The 19,480-nt window shown below is 65.7% G+C and carries 14 protein-coding genes and 1 tRNA gene; 9 read left to right on the top strand and 6 right to left on the bottom strand.

The genetic code is table 11. The features are described 5' to 3' along the window. The first annotated feature begins 230 nt into the window (after positions 1-230). Together CH268_RS14975 and CH268_RS14980 are read left to right on the top strand one after the other, a co-directional pair. The gene (locus CH268_RS14975; protein ID WP_094664900.1) at positions 231-2,600 is read left to right on the top strand and encodes a DEAD/DEAH box helicase; all 2,370 of its coding nucleotides are present in this window, start codon (positions 231-233) and stop codon (positions 2,598-2,600) included. Positions 2,601-2,843: 243 nt separating this feature from the next. Further along, positions 2,844-4,106 carry an alpha-hydroxy acid oxidase gene (locus tag CH268_RS14980; protein WP_094664902.1) on the top strand — a complete coding sequence of 421 codons (1,263 nt, stop codon included), beginning with the start codon at positions 2,844-2,846 and terminating at the stop codon, positions 4,104-4,106. A gap of 354 nt (positions 4,107-4,460) precedes the next feature. On the opposite strand, the gene CH268_RS14985 is transcribed toward CH268_RS14980, so the two are convergent. Both CH268_RS14985 and CH268_RS14990 read right to left on the bottom strand, forming a co-directional pair. After that, a complete protein-coding gene (locus CH268_RS14985) occupies positions 4,461-5,723 on the bottom strand; it encodes an alpha-hydroxy acid oxidase (protein WP_094664902.1) in 1,263 nt (420 codons plus the stop codon). Positions 5,724-5,966: 243 nt separating this feature from the next. Then, entirely contained in the window at positions 5,967-8,336 is a 2,370-nt protein-coding gene (locus tag CH268_RS14990; protein ID WP_094664900.1) for a DEAD/DEAH box helicase, read from the bottom strand. Between the two features lie 403 nt (positions 8,337-8,739). Here CH268_RS14990 and CH268_RS14995 point away from each other — a divergent pair, with 403 nt between their 5' ends. The 7 genes from CH268_RS14995 to CH268_RS15025 all read left to right on the top strand — a co-directional run bounded on the left by CH268_RS14995 (position 8,740) and on the right by CH268_RS15025 (position 15,466). Beyond that, positions 8,740-8,943: a cold-shock protein gene (locus CH268_RS14995; protein ID WP_005248460.1), complete on the top strand. Its 204-nt coding sequence runs from the start codon at positions 8,740-8,742 to the stop codon at positions 8,941-8,943. A 151-nt stretch (positions 8,944-9,094) separates the two neighbouring features. Further along, positions 9,095-9,682: a hypothetical protein gene (locus tag CH268_RS15000; RefSeq protein ID WP_032364537.1), complete on the top strand. Its 588-nt coding sequence runs from the start codon at positions 9,095-9,097 to the stop codon at positions 9,680-9,682. Positions 9,683-9,791: 109 nt separating this feature from the next. Beyond that, entirely contained in the window at positions 9,792-12,797 is a 3,006-nt protein-coding gene (gene topA / locus CH268_RS15005; RefSeq protein ID WP_027494469.1) for a type I DNA topoisomerase, read from the top strand. Between the two features lie 118 nt (positions 12,798-12,915). Then, positions 12,916-14,103, top strand: a complete 1,188-nt coding sequence (locus tag CH268_RS15010) for a DNA polymerase III subunit delta' (protein WP_094664898.1) — start codon at positions 12,916-12,918, stop codon at positions 14,101-14,103. Between the two features lie 84 nt (positions 14,104-14,187). Beyond that, positions 14,188-14,260: transfer RNA gene (locus CH268_RS15015), tRNA-Thr, on the top strand. 125 nt (positions 14,261-14,385) lie between these two features. Then, on the top strand, positions 14,386-14,604 hold the full coding sequence (locus CH268_RS15020; protein ID WP_032364533.1) for a hypothetical protein: 219 nt from the start codon (positions 14,386-14,388) through the stop codon (positions 14,602-14,604). Positions 14,605-14,656: 52 nt separating this feature from the next. Continuing rightward, entirely contained in the window at positions 14,657-15,466 is an 810-nt protein-coding gene (locus tag CH268_RS15025) for a lipase family alpha/beta hydrolase (protein WP_094664896.1), read from the top strand. On the opposite strand, the gene CH268_RS15030 is transcribed toward CH268_RS15025, so the two are convergent. Genes CH268_RS15030 through CH268_RS15045 form a run of 4 tightly spaced genes read right to left on the bottom strand, consistent with a single transcriptional unit; the run spans position 15,456 to position 19,471 of the window. Beyond that, on the bottom strand, positions 15,456-16,268 hold the full coding sequence (locus CH268_RS15030) for an ABC transporter permease (RefSeq protein WP_027494448.1): 813 nt from the start codon (positions 16,266-16,268) through the stop codon (positions 15,456-15,458). The genes CH268_RS15025 and CH268_RS15030 overlap by 11 nt on opposite strands. Next, a complete protein-coding gene (locus tag CH268_RS15035; RefSeq protein WP_094664894.1) occupies positions 16,265-17,227 on the bottom strand; it encodes an ABC transporter ATP-binding protein in 963 nt (320 codons plus the stop codon). The genes CH268_RS15030 and CH268_RS15035 overlap by 4 nt, the downstream gene beginning before the upstream one ends. After that, positions 17,224-18,315 carry a LolA family protein gene (locus CH268_RS15040; RefSeq protein ID WP_141215152.1) on the bottom strand — a complete coding sequence of 364 codons (1,092 nt, stop codon included), beginning with the start codon at positions 18,313-18,315 and terminating at the stop codon, positions 17,224-17,226. The genes CH268_RS15035 and CH268_RS15040 overlap by 4 nt, the downstream gene beginning before the upstream one ends. A 58-nt stretch (positions 18,316-18,373) precedes the next feature. Beyond that, positions 18,374-19,471, bottom strand: coding sequence for a DNA alkylation repair protein (locus tag CH268_RS15045; protein WP_094664890.1), 1,098 nt, complete (start codon positions 19,469-19,471; stop codon positions 18,374-18,376). Between the last annotated feature and the right edge of the window lie 9 nt (positions 19,472-19,480).

The raw sequence follows: 19,480 nt of genomic DNA on the forward strand, positions 1-19,480 counted from the left end.
GCTGCGACCGCGTCAAGTGAACCATGAACTCCGCGTTCGCAACAGTCGAAAACCGACCCTTTTCGAACAAATTGCCCGTCTTGTAACAACACACAACGCCGGACGGGTGGAATGCGGCTCTCACCAGGGCTCGAGCCGCTCGTTTCGGGTCCGCGATAGCATGAGGACCCCAGGTCGCGCCTAGCCCGAATGGGCGGCCAGTAGATCGAACGAATGTATGGAGACCGGCAGTGAGCGAGAAGCATCCGCACGACGGTGCGGATGTCCGGAGTTACGGGCAGCGGCTGCTGGATCGAGTGTTGGCCGGTACCCCCGCCGACGACGGCCCCGTCACGCACGTCGCCGAGTTGCCGGCTCGATCGTCCAGCTTTGCACCATGGCCGTCGTGGGTCGGCCCGGAAGTGGTGCAGGTGATCACCTCTCGGGGCATCGCACAACCGTGGACGCATCAGGCCCGGGCCGCGACGCTCGCCGCCGAGGGCAGTCACGTGGTGCTCTCGACGAGTACCGCGTCGGGCAAATCGTTGGCCTATCAGCTGCCCATTCTGACGACGCTGGCCGCCGACGCCCGGGCGACGGCTCTGTATCTCGCACCGACCAAGGCCCTCGGAGCCGATCAGCTACGCACCACCATCTCGATCACCGACGAGTTACGTTCGCTGTCAGACGATCTCGCCGAGGTGTTTCCCAGCTCGTACGACGGCGATACCCCGATCGAGATTCGGCAGTGGGCCAGAACCAATGCGCGGTGGATCTTCACCAATCCCGACATGTTGCACCTGGGCATCCTCGGCGCGCACGAGCGATGGTCGCGTTTCCTGCGCAACCTGCGCTACGTGGTAGTCGACGAATGCCATTACTACCGTGGTGTTTTCGGCTCCAACGTGGCTTTGGTGCTACGCCGATTGCGACGCCTCTGCGCGCGCTACGGAGCGTCTCCGGTGTTCGTTCTCGCCAGTGCCACCACTTCGGAGCCGGGACGCGCTGCCAGTCGACTCATCGGAGCGCCCTGCGAGGAGATCACCGAGGACGGCTCGCCCCACGGAGCGCGTACCGTCGCACTCTGGGAACCGCCGCTGCTCAAGGAGATCACCGGCGAGAACGGTGCGCCGGTACGCAAATCGGCGGGGGCCGAGGCGTCGCGCATCATGGCGGATCTGTTGGTCGAGGGTGCGCGGACACTTGCGTTCGTACGGTCCAGGCGCGGAGCCGAAGTCACGGCGTTGGGGACCCAGAGAATTCTCGCCGACGTCGATCCGCAACTGGTCCGACGCGTCGCCGCTTATCGCGCAGGCTATTTGGCCGAGGATCGTCGCGAACTCGAACGCGACCTGTCCGACGGCACCCTGCTGGGAGTGGCCACCACCAACGCACTCGAACTCGGCGTCGACATCGCCGGTTTGGACGCGGTGATCGTCGCTGGTTTCCCGGGCACCGTCGCCTCGTTCTGGCAGCAGGGTGGGCGTGCCGGACGACGCGGGGAGGGCTCACTGCTGGTACTCGTCGCGCGCGACGATCCGTTGGATACCTACTTGGTGCATCACCCGGCGGCCCTGCTGGACAAGCCGGTCGAGGCAACCGTCACAGACCCGACCAATCCGTATATTCTTGCTCCCCAATTGCTTTGCGCCGCAGTCGAACTACCGATCACCCTAGCCGAGGCCGAGGCGTTGAGCGCGGAATCCGTACTCGAAGAGCTCGAGCTCAAGGGCTACGTGCGCAAGCGTCCTCACGGGTGGTTCATCACCCCCGAGGGGCAGCAGCTGTCTCCGCACGGTGCGGTCAACATTCGCGGCGGCACGGGCGTGCAGGTCGCCATCGTCGACGGCGAGTCCGGCCGCATGCTCGGCACCGTCGACGGCGGACGTGCCCCTGCCACAGCACATCCCGGTGCGGTGCACATTCATCAAGGCGAATCCTTCGTGGTCGACGAGCTCGATCTCGAGGCCGGCCTCGCGCTGGTGCATGCCGAACAACCCGAGTGGAACACCTCGGCGCGCGAGATCACCGACATCGCGATCACCGCGGTGCACGAATCCGTCGACTACGGCGAGGTCCGCGTCGCGCTGGTGCAGGTGAACGTCACCCATCAGGTGGTGGGATATCTTCGACGCCTCCCGTCGGGAGAGGTCCTCGATTCCATCGAACTCGACATGCCGGCCCAGACCCTCGACACCCGCGCCGTCATGTACACCATCACCCCGGAGTTGTTGGAGCACAGCGGTGTTCCGTTCGAGCGATTCCCCGGATCGCTGCACGCGGCCGAGCACGCCGCCATCGGCTTGCTGCCGTTGGTCGCGACCTGCGATCGATGGGACATCGGTGGAGTGTCGACGGCATTACACCCCGACACCGGGCTCCCGACCGTCTTCGTTTACGACGGATACGACGGCGGAGCAGGCTTCGCAGACCGCGGACACGTGGCCATCGCCGACTGGCTCGCCGCCACCAAGGACGCCATCGTCTCCTGCGAGTGTCAGACCGGTTGCCCGTCCTGCGTGCAATCCCCGAAATGCGGAAACGGTAACGACCCCCTGGACAAAGAGGGTGCCGTCCGAGTGCTGACCGCAGTGTTGGCGGCCGTCACTCGCGAGGGATGAGCCGGCCGATCTCGCAGTCAGGAACCTGGTGGCTGGAGACCGAGTGGGGGTTCACCGCAAACGCGCGCGCGTTTGCCATGCGCGCGCAAAATTGCCAGGGTTTCGCGGGGATTACCAGTCATTTTTCGCAAACGCGCGCGCGTTCAAGGCTTGGATCGAACTGGTGCGCCACCCTGCTTGTCGTTACTAACACCTCGGGTGGTGTGGTGGGGAGAGGATCAGCCCACAGAATCGAGACAACGCATGCCCATTGCCCGGCAGATACCGAAAGCCACCGACCTGCGCGAGGTCCTCTCGTTCAAGAAGCCCGATCTGAACCTGCGTCGACGACGCCTCAGCGCGGCACTGACCATCGACGATCTCCGCACCATCGCCCGTCGCCGTACCCCGCGCGCGGCATTCGATTACACCGACGGCGCGGCCGATGCCGAGATCTCGCTCTCCCGGGCCCGGCAGGCCTTCCGTGACGTCGAATTCCACCCCTCGATCCTGCGAGACGTCTCCCACGTCGACACCTCGACGACGGTGTTCGGTGGGCCCTCCGCGCTTCCGTTCGGTATCGCGCCGACGGGCTTCACTCGCCTGATGCAGACCGAGGGTGAATACGCCGGTTCTGCTGCCGCCGGCGCAGCGGGAATCCCGTTCTGCCTCTCGACTCTGGGCACCACGTCTATCGAGGACGTCAAGGCCACCAATCCGAACGGTCGCAACTGGTTTCAGCTCTACGTCATGCGAGACCGCGAAATCTCGTTCGGTTTGGTCGAACGCGCCGCGAAGGCAGGCTTCGACACCCTCCTGTTCACGGTCGACACACCGGTTGCAGGCTCACGTCTGCGCGACAAGCGCAACGGATTTTCCATCCCGCCGCAGTTGACCGCGTCGACGATCGCCAACGCCATCCCGCGGCCCTGGTGGTGGTGGGACTTCCTCACCACGGCCAAGCTCGAGTTCGCATCACTGTCCTCCACCGGTGGCACGGTCGGGGAGCTGCTCAATTCGGCGATGGATCCGTCGATCTCGTTCGAAGATCTCGACGTCATCCGTAGCATCTGGCCCGGCAAACTGGTCGTCAAAGGTGTTCAGTCGGTGGCAGATTCGGCCCGCCTCGCCGAACTGGGAGTCGACGGCATCATTCTGTCCAACCACGGAGGCAGACAACTCGACCGCGCTCCCGTTCCCTTCCACCTGCTGCCTGAGGTCGTCCGCGAAGTCGGCTCCGACTTCGAAGTCGCCGTCGACACGGGCATCATGCACGGTGCCGATATCGTCGCCTCCATCGCGATGGGGGCGTCGTTCACACTTGTCGGGCGCGCGTATCTGTACGGCCTGATGGCCGGTGGCCGCGCGGGCGTCGACCGCATGATCGAAATTCTGAGGGAAGAGATCATCCGCACCATGCAACTGCTGCAGGTCAATTCACTCGCGGAACTGACCCCGGAACACGTCACGCAACTCACTCGGTTGGCCCCTCTGCAGTCCGGTGCCGCCGCATTCACGCTGCGCTGACCGCTGCAGGCGGACCGTCGCGACCCGTCGAGGCCGTGGCAAGACTCTCGGCCACGGGTTCGGGTCCTCGGGCGGGGGTCGAGGCCGGGTTTCACCGCAAACGCGCGCGCATTCGCTGAACGCGCGCGAATTCGCCGGCTCGAACGGGGCGATTCCGCTCGCACCTGACAAACGCGCGCGCGTTTGTCAGGTGCGAGCGGAATCGCCCCGTTCGAGCCGGCGAATTCGCGCGCGTTCAGCGAATGCGCGCGCGTTTGCGGTGAAACCCGGCCTCGACCCCCGCCCGAGGACCCGAACCCGTGGCCGAGAGTCTTGCCACGGCCTCGACGGGTCGCGACGGTCCGCCTGCAGCGGTCAGCGCAGCGTGAATGCGGCGGCACCGGACTGCAGAGGGGCCAACCGAGTGAGTTGCGTGACGTGTTCCGGGGTCAGTTCCGCGAGTGAATTGACCTGCAGCAGTTGCATGGTGCGGATGATCTCTTCCCTCAGAATTTCGATCATGCGGTCGACGCCCGCGCGGCCACCGGCCATCAGGCCGTACAGATACGCGCGCCCGACAAGTGTGAACGACGCCCCCATCGCGATGGAGGCGACGATATCGGCACCGTGCATGATGCCCGTGTCGACGGCGACTTCGAAGTCGGAGCCGACTTCGCGGACGACCTCAGGCAGCAGGTGGAAGGGAACGGGAGCGCGGTCGAGTTGTCTGCCTCCGTGGTTGGACAGAATGATGCCGTCGACTCCCAGTTCGGCGAGGCGGGCCGAATCTGCCACCGACTGAACACCTTTGACGACCAGTTTGCCGGGCCAGATGCTACGGATGACGTCGAGATCTTCGAACGAGATCGACGGATCCATCGCCGAATTGAGCAGCTCCCCGACCGTGCCACCGGTGGAGGACAGTGATGCGAACTCGAGCTTGGCCGTGGTGAGGAAGTCCCACCACCACCAGGGCCGCGGGATGGCGTTGGCGATCGTCGACGCGGTCAACTGCGGCGGGATGGAAAATCCGTTGCGCTTGTCGCGCAGACGTGAGCCTGCAACCGGTGTGTCGACCGTGAACAGGAGGGTGTCGAAGCCTGCCTTCGCGGCGCGTTCGACCAAACCGAACGAGATTTCGCGGTCTCGCATGACGTAGAGCTGAAACCAGTTGCGACCGTTCGGATTGGTGGCCTTGACGTCCTCGATAGACGTGGTGCCCAGAGTCGAGAGGCAGAACGGGATTCCCGCTGCGCCGGCGGCAGCAGAACCGGCGTATTCACCCTCGGTCTGCATCAGGCGAGTGAAGCCCGTCGGCGCGATACCGAACGGAAGCGCGGAGGGCCCACCGAACACCGTCGTCGAGGTGTCGACGTGGGAGACGTCTCGCAGGATCGAGGGGTGGAATTCGACGTCACGGAAGGCCTGCCGGGCCCGGGAGAGCGAGATCTCGGCATCGGCCGCGCCGTCGGTGTAATCGAATGCCGCGCGCGGGGTACGGCGACGGGCGATGGTGCGGAGATCGTCGATGGTCAGTGCCGCGCTGAGGCGTCGTCGACGCAGGTTCAGATCGGGCTTCTTGAACGAGAGGACCTCGCGCAGGTCGGTGGCTTTCGGTATCTGCCGGGCAATGGGCATGCGTTGTCTCGATTCTGTGGGCTGATCCTCTCCCCACCACACCACCCGAGGTGTTAGTAACGACAAGCAGGGTGGCGCACCAGTTCGATCCAAGCCTTGAACGCGCGCGCGTTTGCGAAAAATGACTGGTAATCCCCGCGAAACCCTGGCAATTTTGCGCGCGCATGGCAAACGCGCGCGCGTTTGCGGTGAACCCCCACTCGGTCTCCAGCCACCAGGTTCCTGACTGCGAGATCGGCCGGCTCATCCCTCGCGAGTGACGGCCGCCAACACTGCGGTCAGCACTCGGACGGCACCCTCTTTGTCCAGGGGGTCGTTACCGTTTCCGCATTTCGGGGATTGCACGCAGGACGGGCAACCGGTCTGACACTCGCAGGAGACGATGGCGTCCTTGGTGGCGGCGAGCCAGTCGGCGATGGCCACGTGTCCGCGGTCTGCGAAGCCTGCTCCGCCGTCGTATCCGTCGTAAACGAAGACGGTCGGGAGCCCGGTGTCGGGGTGTAATGCCGTCGACACTCCACCGATGTCCCATCGATCGCAGGTCGCGACCAACGGCAGCAAGCCGATGGCGGCGTGCTCGGCCGCGTGCAGCGATCCGGGGAATCGCTCGAACGGAACACCGCTGTGCTCCAACAACTCCGGGGTGATGGTGTACATGACGGCGCGGGTGTCGAGGGTCTGGGCCGGCATGTCGAGTTCGATGGAATCGAGGACCTCTCCCGACGGGAGGCGTCGAAGATATCCCACCACCTGATGGGTGACGTTCACCTGCACCAGCGCGACGCGGACCTCGCCGTAGTCGACGGATTCGTGCACCGCGGTGATCGCGATGTCGGTGATCTCGCGCGCCGAGGTGTTCCACTCGGGTTGTTCGGCATGCACCAGCGCGAGGCCGGCCTCGAGATCGAGCTCGTCGACCACGAAGGATTCGCCTTGATGAATGTGCACCGCACCGGGATGTGCTGTGGCAGGGGCACGTCCGCCGTCGACGGTGCCGAGCATGCGGCCGGACTCGCCGTCGACGATGGCGACCTGCACGCCCGTGCCGCCGCGAATGTTGACCGCACCGTGCGGAGACAGCTGCTGCCCCTCGGGGGTGATGAACCACCCGTGAGGACGCTTGCGCACGTAGCCCTTGAGCTCGAGCTCTTCGAGTACGGATTCCGCGCTCAACGCCTCGGCCTCGGCTAGGGTGATCGGTAGTTCGACTGCGGCGCAAAGCAATTGGGGAGCAAGAATATACGGATTGGTCGGGTCTGTGACGGTTGCCTCGACCGGCTTGTCCAGCAGGGCCGCCGGGTGATGCACCAAGTAGGTATCCAACGGATCGTCGCGCGCGACGAGTACCAGCAGTGAGCCCTCCCCGCGTCGTCCGGCACGCCCACCCTGCTGCCAGAACGAGGCGACGGTGCCCGGGAAACCAGCGACGATCACCGCGTCCAAACCGGCGATGTCGACGCCGAGTTCGAGTGCGTTGGTGGTGGCCACTCCCAGCAGGGTGCCGTCGGACAGGTCGCGTTCGAGTTCGCGACGATCCTCGGCCAAATAGCCTGCGCGATAAGCGGCGACGCGTCGGACCAGTTGCGGATCGACGTCGGCGAGAATTCTCTGGGTCCCCAACGCCGTGACTTCGGCTCCGCGCCTGGACCGTACGAACGCAAGTGTCCGCGCACCCTCGACCAACAGATCCGCCATGATGCGCGACGCCTCGGCCCCCGCCGATTTGCGTACCGGCGCACCGTTCTCGCCGGTGATCTCCTTGAGCAGCGGCGGTTCCCAGAGTGCGACGGTACGCGCTCCGTGGGGCGAGCCGTCCTCGGTGATCTCCTCGCAGGGCGCTCCGATGAGTCGACTGGCAGCGCGTCCCGGCTCCGAAGTGGTGGCACTGGCGAGAACGAACACCGGAGACGCTCCGTAGCGCGCGCAGAGGCGTCGCAATCGGCGTAGCACCAAAGCCACGTTGGAGCCGAAAACACCACGGTAGTAATGGCATTCGTCGACTACCACGTAGCGCAGGTTGCGCAGGAAACGCGACCATCGCTCGTGCGCGCCGAGGATGCCCAGGTGCAACATGTCGGGATTGGTGAAGATCCACCGCGCATTGGTTCTGGCCCACTGCCGAATCTCGATCGGGGTATCGCCGTCGTACGAGCTGGGAAACACCTCGGCGAGATCGTCTGACAGCGAACGTAACTCGTCGGTGATCGAGATGGTGGTGCGTAGCTGATCGGCTCCGAGGGCCTTGGTCGGTGCGAGATACAGAGCCGTCGCCCGGGCGTCGGCGGCCAGCGTCGTCAGAATGGGCAGCTGATAGGCCAACGATTTGCCCGACGCGGTACTCGTCGAGAGCACCACGTGACTGCCCTCGGCGGCGAGCGTCGCGGCCCGGGCCTGATGCGTCCACGGTTGTGCGATGCCCCGAGAGGTGATCACCTGCACCACTTCCGGGCCGACCCACGACGGCCATGGTGCAAAGCTGGACGATCGAGCCGGCAACTCGGCGACGTGCGTGACGGGGCCGTCGTCGGCGGGGGTACCGGCCAACACTCGATCCAGCAGCCGCTGCCCGTAACTCCGGACATCCGCACCGTCGTGCGGATGCTTCTCGCTCACTGCCGGTCTCCATACATTCGTTCGATCTACTGGCCGCCCATTCGGGCTAGGCGCGACCTGGGGTCCTCATGCTATCGCGGACCCGAAACGAGCGGCTCGAGCCCTGGTGAGAGCCGCATTCCACCCGTCCGGCGTTGTGTGTTGTTACAAGACGGGCAATTTGTTCGAAAAGGGTCGGTTTTCGACTGTTGCGAACGCGGAGTTCATGGTTCACTTGACGCGGTCGCAGCTTCTGTGTTCGTTCTACGCTTCGCAGGATCTTATGTTGCGGGCGCGGTACTGGGAGAGCTCGTCCATCAGGGGGAATCCTGAGGGGGATTCGTACAAGTGCAGCGGTCGGAACCGGCCCGATGGATCGAAAGTGCGCTCCATCGAATCCGGTGTTAGAAAGAGAAGGAAAAGCATGGCACAGGGAACTGTGAAGTGGTTCAACGCCGAAAAGGGCTTTGGATTCATCGCACCAGAAGACGGCTCCGCTGACGTTTTCGTTCACTACTCCGAGATCCAGGGCAGCGGCTTCCGCACCCTCGAGGAGAACCAGCGCGTCGAGTTCGAGGTCGGCCAGGGCACCAAGGGTCCTCAGGCAACGGGCGTTCGCGCAGTCTGATTCTTTTCTCCTCGGAGACGAGAACCTTCATCCCCCTTTCTCGATCGGCCGTGAAAAGCCGTTCGAGAAAGGGGGATGTTTCGTTCGTGGCGAACCACCAGGAAGAGTCGAAAGCAGTGTCTGCCGGTGTCGATGTCCTAATGTCCATGCTGTGAACCAGCTGTCCTTCTTCTCTGCCGAGTCGTTGCCGCCCGCGGTGACCGATCTCAGCGGACTGCTGGCTGCCACCGGCCATGTCGTCACGTCCTCGGGATCGGCGCGTATCTCCGTCGTCGTCGACGCGCAGTGGCGGGCCGATGCCATTGCCGAGTTGATCGAACAATGTGGTCTGTCGGCAGAGCTGGGACGGTCCGAAGAAGACCGTCCTCTCGTCCGCACCGCGTCGGTTCCGGAACTGTCCGCGCTGGCGTCGTTGTGGACCAAGGGCGCGGTGAAGGCGGTGCCTCCCGGGTGGGTGCCCGGTTCTCGGGAGTTGCGGGCATGGGTGCTCGCGTCGGGGCGTCCCGAGGCGGAGGGGGAACGCTACGTACTCGGCCTCGATCCGCACGCGCCGGAGACTCATGCGGTCCTTGCTCAATCGTTGATGCGCGCGGGCATCGCGCCGACTCTGATCGGCACCCGCGGGTCCAATCCTGGCCTTCGAATCACCGGCCGACGTCGGCTGTTGCGCCTCACCGAGAACGTCGGCGAGGCTCCTGCGAATGTGGACGCCCGTACCAATTGGCCCCACGCTGAGTAGGAAGATGAATGACTGATCTGCGAGTATTTGCTCGACGTATGTCAGTCTGTTAGGAGTGGGGCAGGCAAATCTGCTTGTGAAAACGCACTAGGGAAGGTTCGGCAGCAAGGTGGCAGCACGTAACAACGGCTCGGGGGACAGCTCCGCCGAGCCGCGTCGTCTGGTCATCGTCGAGTCTCCGACCAAGGCCAAAAAGATCGCTCCCTACCTCGGGAGCAACTATGTCGTCGAGGCCTCCGTCGGCCATATCCGTGACCTTCCTCGTGGTGCTGCCGACGTGCCCGCCAAATACAAGGGCGAGCCGTGGGCACGTCTGGGCGTGGACGTCGACCACGACTTCGAGGCCCTCTACGTCGTCTCGCCCGAGAAGAAGGGCAAGGTCGCAGAGCTCAAAAGCCTGCTCAAGGACGCCGACGAGCTGTATCTCGCCACTGACCCCGACCGCGAGGGCGAGGCCATCGCCTGGCATCTCCTCGAGACCCTGAACCCCAAAGTCCCCGTTCGACGCATGGTCTTCCACGAGATCACCAAGCCGGCGATCCTCGCGGCCGCCGCCGATACTCGCGACCTGGACCAAGACCTCGTCGACGCACAGGAAACCCGCCGCATCCTCGACCGTCTCTACGGCTACGAGGTCAGCCCGGTGCTGTGGAAGAAGGTCATGCCGAAGCTGTCGGCAGGCCGTGTGCAGTCCGTGGCCACCCGCATCATCGTCCAGCGTGAGCGCGAGCGGATGGCGTTCCGTAGCGCCGAGTACTGGGATATTTCTGCCACCCTCGACGCCGGGGCCGAGGCGAGCCCGCGCAGTTTCGGAGCTCGGCTGGTCAACGTCGACGGCAATCGCGTCGCCGCCGGCCGCGACTTCGGTCCCGACGGCAAGCTCAAGACCGAGTCGGTCACCGTTCTCGACGAACCGCATGCCCGACGCCTCGCCGACGCTCTCGAAGGCGTCGACCTCACCGTCGCGTCCGCCGAGGACAAGCCGTACACGCGTAAGCCGTACCCGCCGTTCATGACGTCGACGCTGCAGCAGGAGGCCGGCCGCAAGCTGCGGTTCAGTTCCGAGCGGACCATGCGTGTCGCGCAGCGTCTGTACGAGAACGGCTACATCACCTACATGCGTACCGACTCGACGTCGCTGTCCGCGTCTGCGGTCTCCGCGGCACGGGCGCAGGCGACCGAGCTGTACGGGCCCGAGTACGTGCACCCCACCCCGCGGCAGTACACCCGCAAGGTCAAGAACGCGCAGGAGGCGCACGAGGCCATCCGCCCCTCGGGTGACGTGTTCCAGACTCCCGGTCAGCTGCATTCGGCGCTGCAGACCGACGAGTTCCGGCTCTACGAGCTGATCTGGCAGCGCACCGTCGCGTCGCAGATGGCAGATCTACGCGGCACCACGCTGACCCTGCGCATCACCGGAACCGCCGGTACCGGCGAGGAGTGCACGTTCTCCGCGTCGGGCCGCACCATCACGTTCGCGGGCTTCCTCAAGGCCTACGTCGAGAGCGTCGACGACGAGGCAGGCGGTCAGACCGACGACGCCGAGTCGCGTCTGCCTGCGTTGAAGGCCGGCCAGGCAGTGACGGCCACCAAGCTCGATCCCGACGGTCACACCACCAACCCGCCTGCTCGATTCACCGAGGCATCGCTGATCAAGACGCTCGAAGAGTTGGGAATCGGTCGGCCGTCGACGTATTCGTCGATCATCAAGACGATCCTCGACCGCGGTTACGTCTACAAGCGTGGCAGCGCTCTCGTGCCGTCGTGGGTGGCATTCTCGGTGATTGCGTTGTTGGAAGCGCACTTCGGGCGTCTGGTGGACTTCGACTTCACCGCAGGCATGGAAGACGACCTCGACGCGATCGCGGGAGGCCGTGAGCGGCGCGGAGATTGGCTGCAGAGCTTCTACTTCGGCGGCGAGACCGGTGCCGAGGGTTCGGTGGCGCGCTCGGGTGGCCTGAAGAAGATGGTGGGCCAGAACCTCGAAGACATCGATGCGCGCACCATCAACTCGATTCGTCTGTTCGACGATTCAGAGGGGCGCGAAATCCATGTGCGCGTGGGCCGTTACGGTCCGTACCTCGAGCGCATGGTCAAGAACGACGACGATCCGGACGGCGATCCGATCAGCCAGCGCGCCAACCTGCCCGACGACTTGCCGCCGGACGAGCTGACGATCGATTTCGCCGAAAAGCTGTTCGCCACACCACAAGAGGGCCGCAAGCTCGGTGTGGATCCGCTGACCGGTCACGACATCGTGGCGAAGGAAGGCCGTTTCGGGCCCTACGTCACCGAGATCCTGCCCGAGCCGGAACCTGAACCCACGCCCCCCGAGCCCGACATCGTCCCGGTGCCGTCCGGCAACGACGGTGATGGCGGCGGTGGCGTCAAGACTGCGGTGAAGAAGGCCGCGGCCAAGAAGGCTCCGGCCAAGAAGGCTGCTGCGAAGAAGGCCACCGGCCCCAAGCCGCGCACCGGTTCGTTGCTCAAGTCGATGGATCTGGCGACGATCACGCTCGAGGATGCGCTCAAGCTGCTGTCGTTGCCACGCGTCGTCGGTGTCGATCCCGAGTCCAAGGAAGAGATCACCGCGCAGAACGGCCGCTACGGCCCGTATCTGAAGAAGGGCACCGATTCTCGCTCGCTCGCCGACGAGGATCAGATGTTCACGGTCAGTCTCGAAGAGGCTCTGAAGATCTACGCCGAGCCCAAGCGTCGAGGCCGTCAGGGTGAGGCCAAGCCGCCGCTGCGCGAGCTGGGCGTCGACCCGATCAGCGAGAAGCCGATGGTGATCAAGGACGGCCGATTCGGACCGTACGTCACCGACGGTGAGACCAACGCGAGCCTGCGCAAGGACGACGAGGTCGAGACGATCACCGACGATCGCGCGTCGGAGTTGTTGGCAGACAGGCGTGCTCGTGGCCCGGTGAAGAAGAAGGCACCGGCGAAGAAGGCCGCTGCGAAGAAGGCTCCGGCCAAGAAGGCTGCCGCGAAGAAGGCTCCGGCCAAGAAGGCTGCAGCCAAGAAGACCGCCACGAAGACGACGGCGGCCAAGACGACGACGAAGAAGGCTGCTGCCAAGAAGGCGCCGGCGAAGAAGACCGACGGCGAGTAGCTCGCGAACTCGACGTTGTGGATGGAATCGGCAGCGTTTACGTCCATAGCTTCGAGTTCGGCACTGTCCGGGAACAGTGCGCCGGGAGTAGTCGGTCCCAACCGTTAGGGTTGCCAGCATGGCGGGTGTGTTCGATCGTTTGGTCGGTCAGGAAGATGTCGAGGCCGATCTGACGGCTGCAGCAGTGGCTGCTCGTACGGGCGTCGACTCGTCGGCGATGACGCATTCGTGGCTCTTCACCGGCCCTCCCGGGTCCGGGCGTTCCATCGCCGCCCTGTGCTTCGCTGCGGCGTTGCAGTGCACCACCGAGGGCACTCCGGGGTGTGGGCATTGTCAGGCCTGTTCGACGACGATGGCAGGCACTCACGGCGATGTGCGACGCGTCATCCCGGAGGGTCTGAGCATCAGCACCAAGGAGATGCGAGACATCGTCTCGGTCGCGTCGCGTCGGCCGAGCACCGGTCTGTGGCAGGTGGTCGTCGTCGAGGATGCCGATCGACTCACCGAGGGTGCCGGAAACGTACTGCTCAAGGTCGTCGAGGAGCCGCCCGCTCGGACGGTGTTCCTGTTGTGTGCTCCGTCGGTCGATCCGCAGGACATCTCGGTGACGCTGCGCTCGCGCTGCCGGCACGTCTCGTTGGTGACGCCCACAGTGCCGGCCATCGCGCAGGTGCTGCAGACCCGCGACAAGCTCGACGCCGAGACCGCGGAGTGGGCCGCGTCGATCAGCGGCGGCCACGTGGGCAGAGCACGCCGACTCGCCACCGACGAGGACGCGCGGGCGCGACGCAAGCGGGCACTTGCCCTGGCGTCGGCCGCGGCCCGTCCCAATCAGGCATACCTCGCAGCCGAGGAACTGGTGAAGGCCGCCGAGGACGAGGCCAAGGAAATGAGTGCCACTCGTGACGAGGCCGAGACCGAGGAATTGCGCACGGCCCTCGGAGCTGGAGGTACAGGTAAGGGCGCTGCCGGAGCATTACGTGGCTCGGCCGGAGTGCTCAAGGACCTCGAGAAGCGGCAAAAGTCTCGCGCCACCAGAACCGGCCGCGACTCGCTGGATCGGGCGTTGATGGACCTGGTGGGCCTGTACCGCGACGCGCTCGCGCGTTCGTACGGCTCGACCGCGACGGCTACGCACCCCGACATGGCCGAGCAGGTCGAGCGAATGGCAAAGGCCGTACCGCCCGAGGCTCTGCTGAAAAGTATCGAGGCGATCCTCGAATGCCGAGAGTCGTTGGCTGTCAACGCAAAACCGAGATTTGCCATCTATGCGATGGTGGCGACGCTCGGCGACGTGCTGCGTTAGGAGCAGGCCCGCATCGAGGCTCGGGGGAGGGCGATTTTCGTTTCGACCCGATGCTCCGTTAGACTCACCAACGCCGAAAGGCACGCCGCCTTAGCTCAGTCGGTAGAGCATTTCACTCGTAATGAAAAGGTCAAGAGTTCGATTCTCTTAGGCGGCTCAGACTCAGCCCCTCACCGATACAAATCTGTGAGGGGCTTTTTCGTATCCCGCTCCGGTGAGCATCGGACCCGTCAGCCTCGCGGACCCCGCGACATCCATCACCGAACGAACAGGAACACCCACATGATCGACGCCGTCATTTTCACCAACTACTCCGATACCGAAACCCCCGTCCGAATCAGCACCATCGACGGACACCAGCATGTCGGCAAGATCGGGGCCGTGGACAACAACGATGAGGACGGTGGCTTCATCACCGTCGCCCTCACCGAGGTCCCCACAGGGTCTCCCTACGTCACCGTCGTCATCGCTGTCGACGCGATCACCGCCATCGAAAGCTGAACCGCAGACACCCTGACCTTCCGCACCACCGTCGACGGGCACACTGGACGAGGTGTTCGCCTCCCTCGCCCCGGCCCGTCGTCGCCTCGTGTACGTCGTACTCGCTCTCGTCCTGATCGGGCTCGTCGTGGCCGTGGCGGCCTTCGTCGCATCGCGCCCTACGAACGACCCTGTTGCGAGCGTCGACCAGTCGGTTCCCGGCCCGGTGCTGTTGGTCCCCGGGTTCGGCGGATCCACCGATGCTCTCGAGGTGCTCGCTGCGGAACTACGGGAGAACGGCCGCGACGCCACCGTCGTGGCCCTGCCCGATGGTGGCGTCGGCGACCTGACCGCACAGGCGCAGACACTGCGCGACGCCGTCGACGCGGCTCTGACTCGGACGGGAGCGACTTCGGTCGACGTCGTCGGGTACTCCGCCGGCGGGGTGGTGGCCCGGATCTGGGCTGCCGATCTGGGCGGTGCCGAGCAGGCTCGACGCATCGTGACCCTCGGATCCCCACACCACGGGACCCAGGTGGCGGGGCTGGCTGCCCAGGTCCTACCCGACCGGTGCCCGATCGCCTGCCAACAGCTGGCCCCGAACAGCTCCGTGCTGGCCGGCTTGAACTCGGGCGACGAGACGCCGGACGGGCCGCAGTGGGTGTCGATCTGGACCGAACTGGATCAGGTGGTGACCCCGCCGAACTCGGCCCGGATCGACGGGGCGATCGACATCCCCGTGCAGAGCGTGTGCGCGGACTCGGCCGTCGACCACGGAAATCTGCCCCGCGATCCGCTCGTCGGCGCGATGGTCTCGGCCCAGTTGGACGGCAGCTCCACCGTCGAGCTCGGCGCAGCCGACTGCAGCCGTCTCAGCTCGTGATGTCCTTGGTCGTGAAATTCGCCCACGCGGCCCCCAGGAGCACGACGACGTAGACGCCCTGCAACCCGACGCCGCGCACCAGGTCCCGCGTCGGCACCGGGTCGCGGAAGAGATCGACGAAGGCCAGCCAGTACCGCGTCGGAAGGTACGGCGCGATGGCGTCGGCGGCGTCCAGCGTCAGCAGGAGCGAGCTGGCGATGAGGAAGGCCAACGCACCCAGCGTTGCCGCGAGTGGCGAGTCGGTCAGGGTCGACAGGAACAACCCCATCGCGGCAACTCCGAGCATCGACAGGGTCACGTAGAGGACCGCTATGACGGTGCGTACGGCGACCTGTTCGTCGGTCAGTACCGTGCCTGACACGCTCGAGACGCCGGCCAACGACGTGGTGTCGAACAGCGTCGTGCCGACGAAGTATGCGACGGCTGCCACGATGACGACGGCCAGCAGCACGAACGCGGCCACCGAGATCAGCTTCGCCACCAGTAGCTTCGTTCGTCCCACCGGGCGAGCCAGCAGGTAACGCAGGGTGCCGGCCTGGGCCTCCCCGGCGACGGAATCGCCGGCGATGACCGACACCGCGACGGGCAGGAACAGCGGGAGCACGATGGCAAGAGCGGCGAGTGGGAAGAGCTGGCCGTTCGTGGTCACCGCGGACAGGAAGGCAGGGCCGTCGCCGGGACGCGGACCGACGTCGGTGAGGGCCAGCAAGCCCGCGACGATGGTCGGCAGTAGGTTCAGCAGGAGAATGACGACCCAGGTGCGGGGTCGGCGAAGCATCGCGCGCAGTTCGACGCCGATCATGCGGTCACCTCCGATCGGACGGAACGGTCGCGAGGGCCAGCAGGACCGTCGATTCGGTCCGCGCTGGCACCGGTGACCGCCAGCACCGACTGCTCGAGGCTCATCTGCTGCGGGGTCAACTCGCTCACCCGGACGCCGCCTTCGACGAGCAGTCGATTGAGCAAGGCCGGATCAGGGTGTTCGATCACGAGCTGTTGCCCGTCGCGCTCGAGCACGGTGGCGTCCTCCACATCGGACAGGACCGTCACCGCGTCGGCGGGGTCGGGGGTACGCACGAGCACTCGGCCGGTGGGTTGTTGGAATGCAGAGAGCTGATCCTGCAGAACGAGGCGACCTCGATCGAGTACTCCCACGCGGTCGCACAATTGCTCCACTTCGGCCAGCAGGTGGCTCGAGAGGAACACGGTTGTGCCCCGGGAATGCAAGTCCAGCAACAACTCTCGAATTTCGAGGATCCCCTGTGGATCGAGGCCATTGGTCGGCTCGTCGAGTATCAGCAGCTCGGGGGTGCGCATGAGCGCCGCGGCCAAGCCGAGGCGTTGCCGCATGCCGAGCGAGTACTGCTTGACCGGCCTGCGTCCGACCCCGGCGAGGCCCACCTGCTCGAGGGCCTCGCCGACGCGGGCGGTCCTGGTACGCCGGGAACCACCGGGGCCGGCCGCGTCGAGCAGCGTGAGGTTCCGGCGTCCGGAGAGGTTGGGGTAGGCGGCGGGGTTCTCGATCAGCGCACCCACCCGCGGCAGCACGCTCCTGCGTCGTCGCGGCATCTCCTCGCCGAGCACCTGCATCTGCCCGGAGGTGGCCAGGACCAGCCCGAGCAGCATCCGCACGGTCGTCGTCTTGCCGGAGCCGTTCGCGCCCACGAAGCCGTAGATGTCGCCGGCGCGTACGTCGAGGTCGACGCCGTCGACGGCCCGCACCGATCCGTAACGCTTGGTGAGGCCGGTCGTGCGGATCATGTGGCTGCTCCTTCGAGCTGCTGGGCGGCGGTGGCCAAGGTTTCTGCGGTGACGGTGCCGGAGAGCAGATATCGGCGGCGGTCTCCGGCGGGCTCGGTGATCAGGACGTTCAGCGGTCCGATCGACAGCGCCACGCTGTCGCCGGTCACGACGGCGCCGGGAGCGGCCCGCAACTGGTCGACGAGCCCGCGCGCGGCGCGACGCGGCAGCGGAGCGGCGATCAGCTCGGTCACGCCACGGCCGTAGATCCCGACGGAACCCGGTCCGTCGCGGTCCCGCAGATCCAGTCCGGACAGAGTCGACGGAAGACGGGGAGAGTCGATCCCGTCGGCGAACGAGGCGATGTCGAGACCGTCCTGCTGCTGCACATCGGTACCCGGGGGCGGGACGAATCGGACGGTGTCGGCATCGGGCATCTCGGGTGAGAAGTCCAGGAACGCGGTGCTGACAACAGGGCGAGCGGCCCCGCCGGCGAGCACGTCGACCTGTAGTGGCAGCCCGCTGTCGGAGTCGGCCCACACGTCGACCTCGGTGATGGTGCTCTGCGGCTCGGCGGGGACGAGCCGCAGGCCAGGGGCGTCCCGGCCGGCAATTCGGCGGGTCGGCAGTCGGGTGACCTCGTCGGTGGTCGCCTCACTGAGCAGCCGCTGCCCGAGCTCCGGCGGCAGCAGATCGGCCTCGCGCGGCAGACGCAGGCTCGGTTCGGGGACCGGGGTTGCCGCAGCCGTGTTCTGCTCGTAGTCCCATCTCCACAGCAGAGCCGGGGACCGGTAGAGACCGCGTTCACCGGCGAGGCGGACGGTGTCGACGCGAAAGCTGTCCGGGGCGCGGTACCAGGCGCGCAGGGTCGTGGTGTCGCCCAACAGATCCGGTAGGCCGCCGAGTCCGTCGGTGACCGGCAGGGTGACGCCGCCAACGGCCTGGGCGTAGCCCGAATACGGTGTTGCGGTGGAGGACTGAACCCGAGACAGCAGTTCCGCCGCACCGATGTCCGACGCGGCGACGGGCAGGCGCTCGATCACCGAGGGCGTGGCGACGAGCACGGCGATGCCGAGCACCACCGCCAGCCACCGCCACTGTCCACGCACCTCATCGACCGTACGGACGTAGTCGATGTGCCGCATGTGCGTGGTACAGAACTCGCGGCTAGCGGACGAGCACGAACTCCGCGAGACCGTAACTCACACCGTTGATCTGGAGCTCGATAGAGTGCGGACCGGGGTAGTACGTGCGTGTGGTCAACGTTCTGAACGAGTGTCGGCGCGCAACCTCGATGCTCTCTCCGGGCGCGACCGATTTGGTCGTCAGCTTGAACGTTTTCGCGGTCACCCCGCCGTTCGCTTTGGTGTGGTGGACGACGTAGTCGATCGCGATCTTTGCGGGCTCGACGCCGACGTTGCGAATTTTTGCGGTGAATCCCACGCTCTCGCCGATCTGCAACTCGGTCACGTCCACGGCAGGGCCCGTCACCTCGAGTTCGGCCGGGGCGAAACCCAGTAACGCGAGCGCGTCGGTGTTCCCCTTCTTGATCACCGTCCGAAGCGCATGGCGCGCAAGCCGGTCTGTGTTGGCGTCCGGCTCGCCCAGCCACCGCGCCGCGGTCCCGACGACGACATCCGGGATGTCTCGGCTGAAGTCGTTGAGATGGTTGGCAACCGATCGCCGAACGTAGTCGCTGTCGTCTCGGTACAGCCTGTCCAGAATCGGCACGGTCACGCCGGGGCGCGCAAGTATTTCGGGCACTCTCACCGACCACGGCAAGTACGGTCGAGTGCCTTCCGACGCGAGGCGGCGTACGTGTTCGTCCGGTGATTGCGTCCACTCGGCCGCGATGGCGAGAGCCCGATCCAGATCGGTTCGGAGAAAGGTCCGGATGGCGAATTCGGAGGTCAGTCGGCCGGTGAGCTCGGCGAGCAAGGACATCCCGTCGTCGAACGCGGTCGCAGTGCGCTCGTCGACGGCCTTCGATGCGACAGCACTCGTCACGGGCCAGACCGACCAGCCTCGAAAGTCGGGATCCGCCGCGGCCAGTCGGATGGTCCGAGCGAACTGGGCGTAGTCGCCCGGCAGCCCTGTCAGTAGCGCGTCACGCAGCAGGTCGGCGCGGGCCCGGAGTGCGAGTGGGCCCAACCCGTCCGACGACTCTCGAAGCGACGATAGATCCGCGTTCGGAGCAGCCGTACGAATGGTCCGAAACAGCGTGTGGGCTGCGTCCGGACCGAGTAGTTCATCGGCGAAGGGCATGAGAGCTTA

It is taken from the genome of Rhodococcus sp. 06-1460-1B (assembly GCF_002258475.1).
GTDB lineage: Bacteria > Actinomycetota > Actinomycetes > Mycobacteriales > Mycobacteriaceae > Rhodococcoides > Rhodococcoides fascians.